At 73.5% G+C, this 14,675-nt stretch carries 12 protein-coding genes; 4 read left to right on the top strand and 8 right to left on the bottom strand.

The window, feature by feature from the left end:
• The first annotated feature begins 148 nt into the window (after nucleotides 1–148).
• Complete coding sequence (locus BT341_RS41110; RefSeq protein ID WP_072481357.1) at nucleotides 149–544, top strand: TIGR03618 family F420-dependent PPOX class oxidoreductase; 396 nt, start codon at nucleotides 149–151, stop codon at nucleotides 542–544.
• Nucleotides 545–588: 44 nt separating this feature from the next.
• On the opposite strand, the gene BT341_RS41115 is transcribed toward BT341_RS41110, so the two are convergent.
• From BT341_RS41115 to BT341_RS41135, 5 genes are all read right to left on the bottom strand, one after another.
• Nucleotides 589–1,131 carry a TetR/AcrR family transcriptional regulator gene (locus BT341_RS41115; RefSeq protein ID WP_072481358.1) on the bottom strand — a complete coding sequence of 181 codons (543 nt, stop codon included), beginning with the start codon at nucleotides 1,129–1,131 and terminating at the stop codon, nucleotides 589–591.
• On the bottom strand, nucleotides 1,131–2,684 hold the full coding sequence (locus BT341_RS41120) for an acyl-CoA synthetase (RefSeq protein WP_072481359.1): 1,554 nt from the start codon (nucleotides 2,682–2,684) through the stop codon (nucleotides 1,131–1,133). The genes BT341_RS41115 and BT341_RS41120 overlap by 1 nt, the downstream gene beginning before the upstream one ends.
• 86 nt (nucleotides 2,685–2,770) lie before the next feature.
• Complete coding sequence (locus BT341_RS41125; protein WP_072481360.1) at nucleotides 2,771–3,973, bottom strand: GTPase; 1,203 nt, start codon at nucleotides 3,971–3,973, stop codon at nucleotides 2,771–2,773.
• Nucleotides 3,970–5,754 carry a P-loop NTPase family protein gene (locus BT341_RS41130; protein ID WP_218177822.1) on the bottom strand — a complete coding sequence of 595 codons (1,785 nt, stop codon included), beginning with the start codon at nucleotides 5,752–5,754 and terminating at the stop codon, nucleotides 3,970–3,972. The genes BT341_RS41125 and BT341_RS41130 overlap by 4 nt, the downstream gene beginning before the upstream one ends.
• Before the next feature lie 101 nt (nucleotides 5,755–5,855).
• A complete protein-coding gene (locus BT341_RS41135) occupies nucleotides 5,856–6,845 on the bottom strand; it encodes an IniB N-terminal domain-containing protein (RefSeq protein ID WP_072481362.1) in 990 nt (329 codons plus the stop codon).
• 303 nt (nucleotides 6,846–7,148) lie between these two features.
• Here BT341_RS41135 and BT341_RS41140 point away from each other — a divergent pair, with 303 nt between their 5' ends.
• Together BT341_RS41140 and BT341_RS41145 are read left to right on the top strand one after the other, a co-directional pair.
• The gene (locus BT341_RS41140) at nucleotides 7,149–8,276 is read left to right on the top strand and encodes an Hsp70 family protein (protein ID WP_072481363.1); all 1,128 of its coding nucleotides are present in this window, start codon (nucleotides 7,149–7,151) and stop codon (nucleotides 8,274–8,276) included.
• Nucleotides 8,273–10,645 (top strand): helix-turn-helix transcriptional regulator, encoded by a 2,373-nt coding sequence (locus BT341_RS41145; RefSeq protein WP_072481364.1) that lies wholly within the window; start codon nucleotides 8,273–8,275, stop codon nucleotides 10,643–10,645. The genes BT341_RS41140 and BT341_RS41145 overlap by 4 nt, the downstream gene beginning before the upstream one ends.
• Before the next feature lie 187 nt (nucleotides 10,646–10,832).
• Here the strand turns inward: BT341_RS41145 and BT341_RS41150 are convergent, their stop codons facing one another.
• Nucleotides 10,833–12,308, bottom strand: a complete 1,476-nt coding sequence (locus BT341_RS41150) for an FAD-dependent monooxygenase (protein WP_072481365.1) — start codon at nucleotides 12,306–12,308, stop codon at nucleotides 10,833–10,835.
• 76 nt (nucleotides 12,309–12,384) lie between these two features.
• Here BT341_RS41150 and BT341_RS47160 point away from each other — a divergent pair, with 76 nt between their 5' ends.
• Nucleotides 12,385–13,395, top strand: a complete 1,011-nt coding sequence (locus tag BT341_RS47160; protein ID WP_245805265.1) for a TetR/AcrR family transcriptional regulator C-terminal ligand-binding domain-containing protein — start codon at nucleotides 12,385–12,387, stop codon at nucleotides 13,393–13,395.
• A gap of 325 nt (nucleotides 13,396–13,720) precedes the next feature.
• Here the strand turns inward: BT341_RS47160 and BT341_RS41165 are convergent, their stop codons facing one another.
• Nucleotides 13,721–14,167 (bottom strand): nitroreductase family deazaflavin-dependent oxidoreductase, encoded by a 447-nt coding sequence (locus BT341_RS41165; RefSeq protein ID WP_072481366.1) that lies wholly within the window; start codon nucleotides 14,165–14,167, stop codon nucleotides 13,721–13,723.
• Nucleotides 14,168–14,199: 32 nt separating this feature from the next.
• The gene (locus tag BT341_RS41170; protein WP_072481367.1) at nucleotides 14,200–14,637 is read right to left on the bottom strand and encodes a VOC family protein; all 438 of its coding nucleotides are present in this window, start codon (nucleotides 14,635–14,637) and stop codon (nucleotides 14,200–14,202) included.
• Nucleotides 14,638–14,675: the final 38 nt, after the last annotated feature.

A 14,675-nucleotide genomic window follows, 5' to 3' on the forward strand; every position in this document is an offset into this window, starting at 1 on the left:
CCGTAGAGACATCGTTGGCTGCGGCGAGGGCGATCAGAGCCTGACAGAAGGTTCAAGAGCTGGTCAAGACTGTTAGGAAACTTTCCTTACTATTACCGTGAGTGGTCTCACGCCCCGCGTGCCCACCCGGACGGACTAGCGTGGGCCCATGAACCTCGACGAGCGCGGCGCCGACTTCCGCGCGTTCTGGACCGAGCGCCGGCTGGCCACCCTCACCACCGTCCGGCCGGACGGCACCCCGCACGTCGTCGCGGTCGGCGTGACCGTCGACTTCGCGAGCGGGATCGCACGCGTGATCACGTTCGGCACGTCCGTGAAGGCCAGGCTGGTCCGGGCCGCCGGCGCCGGCGGTGTCCCGGCCGCGGTCTGCCAGCTGGAGGGCCCGAAGTGGTCCACTCTGGAGGGACGCGCGGTGCTGCGCGACGACCCGGAGTCGGTGCGGGACGCGGAAAACCGCTACGCCGCCCGGTACCGGCAGCCGAAGCCGAACCCGCAGCGGGTGGTGCTGGAGATCGCGGTGACGCGAGTCCTCGGCAACGCCTGAACCGCCTCGTGAGTGAGAAACAGTGTCCCAACCCTGTTTCTCACTCACGACCCGCGGGAGTGCACCAGCCGTGTGTACTCCGCCAGCAGGGTCGCCAGTTCGCTGTGCTCGCCCGCCGCGGCCAGCTGCTGGTGCCCGACCAGCATCGCCATGCCCAGCGACGTCAGCGTCCGCGCCAGGTCGGCGTCGCCGACGATGCCCTTCACCGCCTTGCCGACCGTTCGCAGCCGCGCGGAGTCGACGCGCTTCTGCGCCGCCCGCACGGTTTCGTCGTTGGCCGCCCACGCCCGGATCGCCGCCTCGGCCTCGTGGGGCAGCCCGAGCGTCAGGTCCATCAGCGCGGCGAAGTCCGCCGACGGCCCGCCGGTGCCGAAGTTCCGCTCGCGCAGGATCAGCACCTGCCGGTTCTCCCAGTGGTCCAGCAGCTGCTCCACGAACCCGGGCCAGCCGCCGAAGTGGTGGTAGAACGAGCCGCTCGTGACGCCCAGGGCGCGGCACAGCCGTCCGACGTTCAGCCCGGTGAACCCGTGCTCCGCCAGCAGCTCCAGCGCGGCTTCGAAGTACGCCTGCCGCGTCACCGACGGCATCAGACGTTCCGGTCCCGGTCCCGCCAGTAGGGTTCCCGCAGCGAGCGCTTCAGGATCTTGCCGGTCGCGTTGCGCGGCAACGCTTCCACGACGTCGATGCTGCGCGGGCACTTGTAGTGGGCGAGGCGCTCGCGGCAGAACTCCACGAGCTTGTCCGGGTCGAGCCGCTCGCCGGGCGCGGGCGCGACGACGGCCTTGACCTGCTCGCCCCACCGCTCGTCCGGCACACCGATCACCGCCACCTCGGCCACGCCGGGGAACTCGGCGACCACGCGCTCGACCTCCGGCGAGTAGACGTTCTCGCCGCCGGTGATGATCATGTCCTTGACGCGGTCTTCGAGGAAGAGGAACCCGCCGTCGTCGAGCCGCCCGACGTCGCCGGTGCGCACCCAGCCGTCCACGATGGTCTCCGCGGTCGCCTCCGGCTTGCCGAGGTAGCCCGCCATCCGCTGCTCGGTGCGCACCCAGACCTCGCCGACCTCGGCGTCCTCCCGCGTGACGGGGTCGACGATCCGGATGTCCACACCGGACAGTGCGGTGCCCGCCGACGCCAGCCGTTCCGGGCGCGTCGCGTCCCGGTGTGCCTCCGGGTCGAGCGCGGTGACCGCGCCGGACAGCTCGGTCATACCGTAGACCTGGGCGAACTTGACGTCCGGCCAGGCGGCGAGCACCGTGCGCAGCAACGGAAGCGGCATCGGCGAAGCGCCGTAGCACAGGTACTTCAGCCGGGAGAACGCCTTGAGCGCCGCCTCGCCGGCTTGCGCGATCCCGGCGACCACGGCGGGCACCAGGAAGGCGTGCGTGATCCCGGCCTGCAGCGCGGCGAACAGCGAAGCCGCGTCCGGCTCGCGGGTCAGGTAGGACGGTTCGCCGTAGAGGAAGCCGGAAACCGCGTAGCAGCTGCCGCCGACATGGAACAGCGGCATCGCGACGAGGTTGACGTCGCCGGGCCCGATCGGGAACGCCGTGCCCGCGGCGAGGCCGTGGGCCAGGACGCTGCGGTGGGTCAGCACGGCGCCCTTCGGGAAGCCGGTCGTGCCGCTGGTGTACATGATCAGGACGCCGTCGTCTTCGTCGAGGCCGTCCGCGGTGTACGGCTCGCCGCCGGCCAGGAACGGCTCGTACTCGTCGTGCTCACCGCCGACCACGACGACGCGGTCGAGCGCGGGCAGCCGATCGCGCACGGCGTCGAGTGCGGGCACCAGCTCGGCGCCGACGAAGACCACTTTCGCGCCCGCGTCCTGGAGGACGTACGCCAGCTCGTCGCCGGAGAGCCGCCAGTTGACGACGGCGTTGGCGGCCCCGATCCCGGCGGCGGCGAAGGTCGTTTCGAGGCACGCGGGGTGGTTCTTGTCGACGAACGCGACGCGGTCACCGCGGGTGACACCGGCCGCCGCGAGGGCGCCCGAGAGCCGCCGGACCCGTTCGCCGAACTCCGCCCAGGTCCAGGACCGGTCACCGAAGAGGAGCGCGGTCGCTTCGGGACGTTCCCGCGCCCAGTGCGCCAGCAGCTCACCGAACAACCGGACCCGGGGGCGGACGTCTTCGGGCATGGCGGGTTCCCTCCGGCCGGCGCTGGACCATAGACCGCTCTATGGTGCGCCGCACCCGCCGTGCCGTCAATGCCCGATCCGCCGCGCTAAACGAACAACGCGAGCAGGCCCTCCGCCGACCGCACCACCACGTGCGCCGCCGCGCGCTCGGCGTACGGGCGGTCCGGACGCTCCGCCTCGTGCCGCCACCGCCGCAACGCGTCCAAGCCCGCGTCGTAGATCTCGCCCGGGTCCGCGTCCGGCTCCAGGCCCAGCCGGTCGGCCGGGGCCGTGCCCTGGGCGCCCAGCAGGCGGATCGCCTCCTCCGCCGGCTCGCCCGACAGCGCCGTCCGGCCGCCGCGGATGTCCGCGATCAGGCGCAGCTCGCGGAAGTCGTGCGCCGCCGCCGCGAAACGCTCCACCCGGGACACCAGGCGGTCGCCGCCCGGGCGGGGGTGCGCGGCCAGCAGCGCCTCCAGCCGGATGATCGCCGTGCGCGCCTTCAATGCCTCCGCCCGTGCCACGAAACAGCCGGCCAGCGTGTCCCGCAGCTCGCCGAGACCGCTGCGGCGGACCAGCTCCGCCGACAGCTTGACGCGGTCGTCGCAGCCGGTGCGGATCAGCGTCAGTGCCAGCCGGACGCCGAACAGCCCGAAGCGCACCACCAGCGACCGCCGCGTCTCCACCGGGATCGGGCCCGGAAAAGCCGGGTCGGTGAAGGAGTCGACCGAAAGCACGTGCCGTTCCAGCTCTTCGCGCGGTACCGCGGCGAAGGCGGCCAGGAGGTCGAACTCGTCGTCACGCAGGGACCGCCCGCCGTACGCCAGCTGGCCCGCGACCGCGATCACGCCCAGAAACCCCGTGCACAGCGGGTCTTCGCGCCACGCCCGCCGTGCCAGCTGCTTCGCCGTCAGCAACGCGTCGATCCGGCCCGCGCCGACCTCGTCGGCCCGCGACAGCACCAGTACCGAGTTGACCGCGCTCTGGCGCGCGAACGCCGAGCCGGCCGGCGGGTGCGCCGCCGCCAGCTCGTCCGGTTCGAGGTGCCGCACGAGCCGCACGGTCGCGTCCGGCACTTCGCCCGCCGGGCCCGGGTCGTCCAGCAGCACGACGTCGCGCAGCGCCCGCGTCGGCCATTCGCCGAGCGCGGCCGCGAGCGTCGTCTTCCCCGAAGCCGGCGGTCCGGTGAACGCGACGCGCAACGGCTGCTCCAGCCGGTTCAGGCAGTCGTGCAGCACCGCCGAGGCACGCGGGTCGTCGCGGTAGAGCCCGGCCGCGGCGTGCAGCAGGTCGCGGACGTCCTGCGTCACGCCGAAAGCTCCCGCCGCTGCCGCCCGGCGATCGTGCCGAGCTCGCCCGCGCGCTGGTGCAGCGCGGCGAGGCGGTCGATCTCCCGTCTGATGTGGACGGTCCGCCGCTCGCGCTCGGCCGTGCCGGCCATGATCGTCTCGCGCTCGCGCGTCAGCTCGTCGGCGAGATCCTCGGCCAGGCCGGTGAAGTGGTCGCGCAGCCGCCGCTGCACGCCGCGGATCGCGTCGCGGGTTTCCTTGCTGAACCGCAGGAAGACGTCGTCGACGTGCCGCTGCGCCGCCGCCTTCGCGACCGCCTGGCGCCGCTGCAGCCGCATGCCGCCCTCGTCGCGGATGGTCTTGAACGCGAACGCTGCGCCGGCACTGATCGACACCGGGTTGATCAGCGGCAGCCCCAGCCACGGCAGGCTGGTGACGAGCCCGAACATCAGCACGCCGCCGTACGAGCCGCGCAGGCCGGTGAACGCCTGCTGGCCGATCTTGAACTTTTCGATCTTCGGCCGCCGGACGTCGTCGAGGTGTTCCACGCCCGAGCCGTCGAGCGGCAGGTCGGGCAGCGCGCGGTCGTACTGGGCGCCGAAGCACGCCGCCACGGCCTGCGCGGTCCACTGCGCCCGCTCGGTGAGCCACGCGTAGTTCGTTTCGACGGCTTCGGCCAGCGCCGCGTCCAGCCACGGCGCGAACTCGTCCCACACCTTCGCCGGGTCGCCCTCGTCGAAGGTCTGGTCGATCGTGGTGACGATCTTGCGCGTGCGCTCGCGCAGGTCATACTCCACGTCGGCGAGCAGGTCGGTGATCTCGTCGGAAAGCAGGTTCTGCCACCGGGTGTTCTGCCGGCGCAGGTCGTCGGCGCGGCGTTGCGCCCGCTGCAGCAGCGCCGCCTGGCCGAGCCCGGCGTCCTGGGCGGCTGTGTCGATGCGGTCGCGCAGCGACTCCACCAGCTCCGCGGCGGCGGCGCGCACGCCGATGGCGGCGAGCAGCGCGCGGGACTGCTCCGGCGGCCGCGCGGCCTGCTCGGCGATCCACGTGAGCAGTTCGGGGAACCCCGACCGCGCGTTGAGCTCGGCGTCGCCGGCCTTCGCGGCGGCCTGGCGGACCACGGCCGAGACCGGCAGGACCGGCGCGTCGATCCCGGCCTCGGCGAGCATCGCGCGGTCGCGTTCGGCGACCGCGCGCCAGCCGGGACAGGCGTCGATCTTCGTCAGCGCCAGCACGACGTGCGGGCACCAGGTGCGCACGTGCCGGGCCAGCGCCAGCTCGGCGGCGCTGAGCGGCGCGGTCGCGTCGGAGACGAGGATCACGGCGTCCGCTTCGGCGAGCAGGTCGAGCGCGGCGGCGGTGCGCGGCGACCGCGGGTCGCCGACCGGCGGGGTGTCGACCAGGACGAGCCCGGCCGAGAGGAGTTCACGGGGCACGCCGATCTCGACGCGGCTCAGCGTGCCCGCCGGCCGGGCGCCGAGCTCGCCGGTGAGCCGGTCGACCGCGACGGGAATCCGTTCGCGGGACCGGGCGACCAGCGTGGCCGCGGGTTCGGCGGCGTAGCCGATTTCGGTGGGGACCTCGGGGGTGGGGGCGTCGCCGACCGCGCACACGGGCGCGTTCAGCACGGCGTTGAGCAGGTATCCCTTGCCCTGTTTGGGAAAGCCGAGCACGCCGAGCCGGGTCTGCCCGATCGGGGCGTCACGGCGTCTGCGCAGGCGCTCGGCGAGATCGGCGCGGCCGTGCGTGCGGCACGCGTCCAGCGTCTCGTTGAGCACTTCGAGCCAAGCCGGGGCGGTCACGGGGAACGAGTGTCCCCGGTTCACTCCCCGTGCGCACACCGGGTGCCCGTCCCGCGGCTGCACCCAGACCGCGGGACGGGCACCGGTGACCGGTTCGGGACTCAGTGCCCGATGTGGATGTCGTTGTGGGACGCGACGTCACCGATGTGCAGGTTGCCCAGCGCGTTGTGGCTGACGTCGGCCACGTCGGAGACCACGTCGTGCACGGCCGAGGCGTTGCCGCTCGCGACGTCGCTGACCTGGCTGACCGCGTTGTGGTCGACGCTGATGCCGGTGGCGTTCGTCACGACGTTGGTGACCTCGCCCAGCGGGCCGTGGCCACCGTGGTGCTCGCCACCCGCGGAGTGCGCGGTCTCGCCCGCGCCCTGCAGGATGCCGGAGAAGTCACCGATGTGGCCGGTGACGTTGCCGACCAGGTCGCCGCCGAGGCCGCCGGTCACGCCGTGGACCTGCTCGGTGACCGCGTTGACCTGGGCGTCCACGTGCGCGCCGACGTCCTTGACGTCGTACACGGCCGAGCCGGCGGCCGAAACGGCCTGCGGCGCCACGCCGGTGTTCGGGTCGCTCAGGTAGCCCGGAGCCGCGGTCAGGTTGGTCAGCGCGGCCGAGTCGAGGCCGTTCGCCAGGTCGCCGCCGAGGACGGCACCGGTCACGTTGCCGGCCAGCGCGGTCGCGCTCGCGGCGTTCGTGATGTCGTTCACGCCCGGCACGGCACCCACGGCGGGCAGCTGACCGACGGCGGGCAGCTCGCCGACGCCGAGGTCGCCGACACCCGGCAGCTCCGGGGCGGCCGGCAGGCCGAGGCCCGCGGTCAGGGCGGTGAGCTGGTCGATCGCACCCTGGATGCCCGGGGCGTCGGTACCCACCGGGGACAGGCCGCCGACCGCGGGCAGCCCGCCGACGGCCGGGAGGCTGTCGACCGGGACGTAGTCGAGCACCAGCGGAATGACCTCGTGCACGTCGGCGGCGCTGACGTCGCCGAGACCGGCGGCGGCGAGCGCGCCCTGCGGGTCCGTCCCGAAGGCCGCCAGCGCGGTCGGGTCGTTGAGCAGGTTGAGAGCGAAATCGTGCAACGTCTGCACGGAGTCCATGGGGAGTTCTCCTGGTCCGGTGGATCGGGGACAGCACCGATCGCCACGACCGGTGCCTGCCTCGCCCAAGTTAGGGAGACCGTCCCCCAGCGCACATCGGGGATCACTCCGAGTCGCAGTCCGGTCAGCCGATAGGGGATCGATATGTCATCGTTAGGGAGTTAGGGGCTCATCCGAGACGCGCTTAGTTGGGTTAAATCCTTCCAACGACTTGCCTGACTAACCCGTTTGGGTGAGGATGCCCCGAGCCCTAGGGGGATTTCGTACCCCTGATCGGCCCTACGAGGTGAGGAGGAAGCGCCGTTGTCCTACGTCCTCGGGATCGATGTGGCCCAGGGCCGGACCCACGCCGCGACCTGCCGCCGCACGCGCGACGGCTGGGGCGAGGCCGAACCCCTCTGGCTGGGCGAGCGGACCCCGGCCGCGGCCTCCGCGCTCTTCCTCGACGACGAGGGGTACCTGCTGACCGGTGACGCGGCCGCGCAGGCGGGCGCCCGGGTTCCCGCCCGGCTGCTCACCGGCTTCCACCGGCGGATCGGCGACGACGTGCCGATGCTCGTCGAAGGCGAGGCGTTCCCGCCCGAGACGCTGACGACGGTCCTGGTCGAGGGCATCGCCGAGCACGCCGCGAACCTGTTCGGCGGCGCCCCGCGCCACCTGGTGCTGACCCACCCCGGCGACTGGGGCGCCTACCGGCGTGACGTGCTGCGCCGGGCGCTGGCCGACGCCGGGTTCACCGCCGTCACGCTGGTGCCGGGCTCGGTCGCGGCGCTGGGCGCGCACCTGCCGGTGCCCGGTCCCGGCGCGCAGGCCGCCGGGGTCTGCGAGTTCGGCGCCGACGGCGTGCACGTCACGCTGGCCACGGCGGGCGCGAGCGGCTGGCAGCCCGCCGCGAGTGCCGAAGGTGTGGCCCCGGCCGCGGCGCTGAGCACGTTGTTCGCCCTCGCCGGCGCGGCTTCGACGTCCCCCAAGGGGCTGGCCGGCGTCGTCTTCTGCGGCGACGTCCCGCCGCACGCGCTGCCGGCCCGCCCGCCGTGCCCGGTGTTCGCGGGACCGGTTCCACCGGCGACCGCCGCGCTCGGCGCGGCCGCGCTCGCGGCGCTGCGCGTGGAGAACCGGGGCGCCCCGCACGAACCCCCCGCCGTCGAGACCACCCTGCTCCCCCAGGTCGACACGCTCGGTGACCTCGGCGAGCGGCCGCCCCGGCCGCCGGTCGAGATCACGCCGTTCGAGCTGCCCGAGCGCACCGGCCCGCTGAACCTGTTCCGCCGGCGGCGTCCGCTCGCCGCCGCGGTCCTCGTGCTCGCCGCGGCCGTCTCGGCCGTCGTGATCACGCTCACCGCCCGCGAAGCCACCGCGGGTCCCGGCCCGTCCCCCGCCCCGAGCCACTGCGCCGGCCCCGGCGCCCCCTCCGGTGAAGGTCACTGTTGAACACTCTGCTCACGCAGGTTCCACCGCACACCGTTCCCGTGCACCCGGCCGCGCGCCGGCTGCTGGACCAGGTCGCCGCGGACCCCGCTGCGCCGCTGCGGCTCGCCGTCGTCGCCCCCGGCGGCTACGGCAAGAGCGTGCTGCTCGCGGCGCTCGACCGCTGCTACCGCGAAGCGGGTGTCGAGGCCCTGCTCGTCGACGACGCCGACCGGCTCAGTGGCGATCAGCTGGCGGAACTGCTCACCGGCGCGGACGGGCCGATCGTCGTCGCGCACCGGCCGACCGCGGTGGCGGCCGGCTGGACGGTGCTGCAGCTCGGCCCGCTCGGCGTCGAGGACGTCGCCCGGCTGATCGAGACGGTCACGGGCAAGCCCGCCGACCCGGCGGCCGCGGCCGACCTGCACGCACGCAGTGGCGGGGTGCCGCGGCTGGCCGAGCGGGAGCTGCTCGGGCGGCTGGAGGACTTCCGGCCGGAGCTGGACGAGCTGGACGACGACGTGCTGCGCTACCTGATCGCGGCCGAGGCCGGCGCCGGGCGCAACCTCGACCTGCTGGGCGCGCTGCTGGACCGCCGTCCCGACGAGCTGCCCGCGATCGTCGAAGCGGCCCGCGCGACGGGGCTGCTCGGCCCCGACGACACGCTGCCGCCGCTGGCCGCGGTCGCGGTCCGCGACTTCGGGCCGCCGGCGCGGCGGCTGGCGACGGTGCAGCGGCTGGTCGAGCTGCAGCTGGCGAACGGTCTCCCGGTGCTCGACCTGGCCCGCTCGCTGCTCGGGACGGGCACCTCCGGCGCGTCCGCGGCGGCCGCGTTCGCCGCGGCGGCGGCCGAAGCGCTGCCGTCCGACGCGCGGCTGGCGACCCGGCTGTTCGAGGCGGCCGCCGAAGCGGGCGACCGGTCCTCCGCGGTCACGGCGGGCTGGGCGCGCGCGGCCGCGTTGTCCGGCGATCTCGACACCGCGTTGCGGCTGGGCGACGGGATGCTCGGCGCGGCCGACCCGGAAACCCGCGCGTCGGGCGCGGCGATCGCCGCCACCGTGCTGGCGCACCGCGGCGAGCTGGCCCGCAGCGCGGAGCTGTACCACTGGGCGGGCCGCGGCGACGCGTTCGCCGCGACGGCGTTGGTCGGCACCGGCGATCTCGAGGGCGCCCGGCGGCTGCTGGACTCGCCGTCCCCCGGCGTCGCCCCGACGTTGTTCGCGGGCGCGGCCACGCGGATGGCCCGCGGCATCGCGGATTCGGTGTCCGGCTGCGCGACGGAGACGTTGTCGACGCTGCTGGGCGCGGCGGCGATGCTGGAGCCGGCGCTCGGCGGCACGCTGCTGCCGGACAGCCCGGCGGCCCTGGCGGCCATCGCCGCCCTGCACACCGGCGAGCTGGCGCTGGCGGAGTCGGTGCTGACGCGCGCACTCGACGGCCGGATCGGCGGCGACCTCCTGGCGGCCCGGCACCGGCTCCTGCTGGGCTGGGTCGCGATGACGGCGGGCGATCTCGCCACGGCGGCCGAACACCACGACGCCGTGGCGGGCCGGACGTTGGAGGCGCGCGACGAGCTGTTCTTCGCGACACTGGAGCTGGGCCTGGCGCGGCGGGCCAGTGACCTGGTCGGGCTGCAGCGGTCGTGGAACCGCGCGTACCAGGCGTCGATGCGGCAGCAGACGGACCTGTTTTCGCTGCTGCCGCTGGGTGAGCTGGCGATCGCGGCGGCCCGCACCGGCGCGTTCGCCAAGCTGTCCGGTCAGCTGGACCGGGCGCACGGCCTGCTGGAGAAGCTCGGCGAGCCTCCACTGTGGACGGTCTCGCTGGTCTGGCACGAGCTGCACGCGGCAATTACGCTGGAGGACCGCGAAGCGGCCGAGGCGCACCTGGCGACGTTGACGACCCACGCCCACTGCGGCCGCTACCCGAGCGCACTGGCGGCGGCGGCCCGGAGCTGGCTTTCGGTGCTGGGCGGCACATCGGACCCGGACGCGGTCGCCGCGGCCTCGGCGGAACTGCACGACCTGGGCCTGCGCTGGGACGCGGCGCGCCTCGCGGGCCAGGCGGCGATCCGGACGTCGGACCGCAAGGCGATGGTCCAGCTGCTGGAGGCGGCCCGCCAGTTCCAGGGCACCGCGGCCCGCCGCGACCAGGGAGCCCCGGAACCGGCGGCCGGAACGGGCCTGGCGGCGCTGAGCGAGCGCGAGCTGGAGGTGGCCCGCCTGGTGGTCGAGGGGCTGACGTACAAGCAGGCGGGCAGCAAGCTGTTCATTTCGGGCAAGACGGTGGAGCACCACATGGCCCGCATCCGCGGCAAGCTGGGCGCGACGGACCGCCGCGAGCTGCTGGCGACGCTGCGAGAGCTGCTGTCACGACCGGACGCGGGGGCTTAGGACGCGGAGGCGATCTCGGCGAGGCCGGATACACGCCCGGGCGCCGCGCACCCAAAATCGGCAAGGCAGGCCCACGACCGACCTCACCTAACCCGCGGCGCAGCCAAGGTCGGCGAGGCAGACCCGCACGGCCGACCTGACCCGCGGCGCACTCGAGGTCGGCAAGGCAGACCCGCACGACCGACCTCTAACCCGCGTCAGAACCGATCCCGGCGAGGTACTCGCGCACGGCCGAAGCGTCACCGGCGTCGGAGATCAGCCCGACATAACCATCCGGGCGGATCAGCACCAGCGTGCGACCACCCGCGCCATAGGCGGCCGCCAGGTGGCCCGCGGTGTCGGCGATCTCGCCCGGTCCGGCCGGGTCCGCGACGACGCGGAAAGTCCGCATGCCGTCCGATGCGGGCGCGCCGCCGAAGTCCAGCAGCGTGAACCGGCCGCCGCGTGTCAGGTCGAACAGCCTGCGTTCGCCCTCCGCCGTCGCCAGCCCGGGCGCGTCCGGCGCGCGGTCGCCGGCGCGGAGCGGGGCCGTGTCGTCGCGGTCGTCGCGGGCCAATGCCGAGCCGCAGTAGTTCACGGCCAGCTGCGTGGTGCTCGCGTCGCGGTGGATCGGGATGCTCTGCTGCTCGATCGCTCGCGCCAGCCGTTCGTCCGACAGCGCCAGGACACCGGCGGCGACCGGCCGCCGCTCGGCTTCGTAGCTGCCGAGCAACGCCGCCGGTGCGCCCGCCGCGAGCTTCCAGCCAAGGTTGTACGCGTCCTGGACGCCGGTGTTCATCCCCTGGCCGCCGGCCGGCGAGTGGATGTGCGCCGCGTCGCCGGCGAGGAACACGCGACCCGCGCGGTAGCGCTCGGCGAGCCGGACGTTGGCGCGCCACAACGACGACCACGCCGGCGCGTGGAGCCGGATGTCGGTCCGCCCGGTCCGCCGTTCGAGGACCGCCTGCAGGTTCGCGAGGCGAAGGTCGGCGTCCTGGCCCGGCGCGACGGCGGCCTGGTACTGGAAGACACCGGTCGAGGGCAGCGGGCAGAGGTTGACGAGACCGTCGGCGTGCTGCCACATGTGCCAGGAGTCGCGGTCGAGACCGTCGACCGCGACGTCGGCGACGATCATCCGCACCTCTTCGCGCGTCTCGCCTTCGAACGCGATCCCGGCCTGCTTGCGGACGGTGCTGTGCCCGCCGTCGCAGCCGACCAGCCAGCGCGCGGTGATCGTTTCGGTCACGCCGTCGTTGACCACCGCCGCCGAGACACCTTCGCCGGTTTGCTCGAATCCGGTGAGCGTGGTGCCGAACTCGACTTCGACCGCGCCGCCGAGCCGCAGCGCTTCCTCGACACGCCACTCGGGCGTGATCAAGCTTGCGGGGTAGGGGATGTCGGGACGCGGCCGCGGCGGCTCGACGCCGACGGTGGTCACCGAGCCATCGGACGCGACCATCCGGATCGGCATCGCCATCCGGCCGTGGGCGAGCACGCGGTCGACGATGCCCAGGTCGTCGAACACCTCGAGGGTCCGCGGCTGGACGCCCTTCCCGCGCGAGCCGGGCCGCGGCCCGGGCACGGCCTCGATCAGCCGGAACGAGACGCCGCGGCGGGCGAGGTCGCAGGCCAGCGTGAGCCCAGTCGGGCCGGCGCCCGCGATCAGCACGTCGATCATGGCCATCCCCTAAGAAAGTATTCCCTTTCTAACGACGATAGTGACGGTTGCCGAGAAAGGCAAACCTATCTAGGCTGACGGAATGGTCGCCGGTCGCCGTCATGGTGAGCAGCTCGAGTCCGCGCTGCTCACCGCCGCGTGGGACGAGCTGGCCGAGGCCGGGTACGCCCGCCTGACGATGGCGTCGATCGCCGCGCGCGCCCGCACCAGTGAGGCGGTGCTGTACCGCCGCTGGGCCAACAAGGACGAGGCAGTGCTGGCCGCGATCCGCCACCACCGGCAGTCGAACCCGGTGCCGGTCCCCGACACCGGCACCCTGCGCGGCGACCTGCTGGCGTACTTGACGGCGGTGAGCGAGTCGCTGGCCGGTTTCTTCGCGATCGCCACGGCGGCCGCGTTCGCGGGACTGCCGGCGGGCACGGGTCTCACACCGGCGCAGGTGCGCGAGAAGGTGATGGTCGCCGAGCCTTTCCCGCGCACGATCTACCGGCGCGCCCATGATCGCGGCGAGATCGACCTCGAACGCGTCCCGCCGGCTGTGCTGGCCATGCCGTTCGACCTGGTGCGGCACGACATGCTCATGGACCTCAAGCCCTTGGAGCCCACGCGGATCCGGTCGGTCGTCGACGAGCTGTTCCTGCCGCTGATCCGGCGTCCACCAGTTCAACCACAGATAGTTAAGTCATTAACAGATTGCCTGCGCTCCATCACGGCAACCCAGCGCCGGGCGGCCGAGGAGTGGGTCCGCGACCGGGATCTGACTTTCGAGCAGGCGACAGCGCTGGAGTACCTGCGACGACACCCGGGCGCCATCCAACGCGACCTCGCAAAGATGACCCACACGACCCCGGCGAACGTATCGACCCTGCTGAAGGGTTTGGAACACCGCGGGCTGGTGGAGCGCCGAACCGAAGCCGGCGACGAACGCAGCAAGCGCGTCTACGCCACGCCGGCGGGCATCGACCGCATCGCGGGCTTCGACACCGCGATGGCCAAGATCGCCGAGACGATCTTCGCCCCGCTCGACGAGGGCGAGCGGGCCACGCTCAACGCCCTGCTCGCCAGGATCGACCCGCGGCTGGCCGAGCTGTAGGGCAGCCCCGCCCGGCCCAGTCCTGCGGGCGCGAGCCCGGCAAGACCACCCGCGGTCGGCCGCAAGGCAGCCCGCGCAGCTCAGCCCGGCGCGCGAGCCCGGCAAAACCTCCGCGGGCACCCCCAGAGGCATCCCGCCCGACCCAGCCCTCCGAACGCGAGCCACCCCGCCCGGCAAGACCACTGCCGACCGCAAGGCAACCCCAGCTCAGCGCTGCGGGCGCGAGCCCGGCAAGACCCCCAGGCATCCCGCCCGACCCAGCCCTCCGAACGCGAGCCGTCCCGGCAAGATCCACCCGCAACCTGGCCGAGGCATCCTCCCCAGCTCAGTCCTGCGGCGTGAGCAAGACGATCGGGATCGTGCGCTCGGTCTTCTCCACATACTCCGCATAAAGCGGGAAGATGCCCCCCATCTGCGCCCACAGCGTCTCGCGCTCGGCCGCCGATGCGACCCGGGCGCGGGCGGTGAACCGGCGTGGGCCGACCTGAACCCCGACGCTCGGCTCTGCCTCCAGGTTCTTGAACCACTCCGGGTCCTCGTCCGCGCCGCCCTTGGACGCGACGACGACGAAGTCCTCCCCCGACGTGCCGTAGATCAGGCACGTGCGGCGGGGCAGCCCGCTCTTGCGCCCGGTGGTGGCGAGGATGAGCGTGTACAAGCCGTTCGACTCGTGGCCCTCCGTTCCCCCGGAGGCCAGGTACGTGCGGGTTTGCTCGGCGACCCAGTCCCACTTCGAGTCGGTGGCGCGGTCGAGGTCAGCGGCGACGGCCATGGTGGCGATCCCTTCGGGTGAAGGTCAGTACGTCAGCCGAGCTCTTCGACCGGTCCGATGATGACGCCCGCGGGGCCGCGGACGTACGCGTACCGGCAGTAGGACTCATACCGCACCACCTCGCCCACCAGCTGGGCACCGTAGGGACGCAGGCGCTCGAGAACGTCGTCGAGCGCGTCGACGGCGAACGTCAGGCGCGGGATGCCCGGCGTGTTCACCGGCTCCCACGGCGCGGTGCCGGTGGGCTCCGGCGTGCGGAACATCGACAGCTCGATCCGGCTGTGGCCGTCCGGGGTCCGCACGAAAGCGAGGTCCGCGCCGACGCCGTCCAGCCCGATCAGCCGGTCCACCCAGTCGCCCTCGACCGTCGTCTCACCCTCCGGCTCCAGGCCCAGCTCGACGAAGAACGCGACCGCGGCCGCGCGGTCCTCGACCACGAACCCGGCGTGATCCATCCGGCGGACTGTCATGGTTGCCTCCCGTGTCGGCGACGGCCCTCGTGACCGCC

The sequence above is a fragment of the Amycolatopsis australiensis genome, assembly GCF_900119165.1.
GTDB classification, from domain to species: Bacteria; Actinomycetota; Actinomycetes; order Mycobacteriales; family Pseudonocardiaceae; genus Amycolatopsis; species Amycolatopsis australiensis.

Coding starts and splice junctions, on each gene's coding strand:
- BT341_RS41115 (WP_072481358.1), bottom strand. CDS start 1,131: ATGCCGTCGGTGACGCGGCAGGCGTACTTCGAAGCCGCGCTGGAGCTG.
- BT341_RS47160 (WP_245805265.1), top strand. CDS start 12,385: ATGGTCGCCGGTCGCCGTCATGGTGAGCAGCTCGAGTCCGCGCTGCTC.
- BT341_RS41150 (WP_072481365.1), bottom strand. CDS start 12,308: ATGGCCATGATCGACGTGCTGATCGCGGGCGCCGGCCCGACTGGGCTC.
- BT341_RS41110 (WP_072481357.1), top strand. CDS start 149: ATGAACCTCGACGAGCGCGGCGCCGACTTCCGCGCGTTCTGGACCGAG.
- BT341_RS41170 (WP_072481367.1), bottom strand. CDS start 14,637: ATGACAGTCCGCCGGATGGATCACGCCGGGTTCGTGGTCGAGGACCGC.
- BT341_RS41135 (WP_072481362.1), bottom strand. CDS start 6,845: ATGGACTCCGTGCAGACGTTGCACGATTTCGCTCTCAACCTGCTCAAC.
- BT341_RS41165 (WP_072481366.1), bottom strand. CDS start 14,167: ATGGCCGTCGCCGCTGACCTCGACCGCGCCACCGACTCGAAGTGGGAC.
- BT341_RS41120 (WP_072481359.1), bottom strand. CDS start 2,684: ATGCCCGAAGACGTCCGCCCCCGGGTCCGGTTGTTCGGTGAGCTGCTG.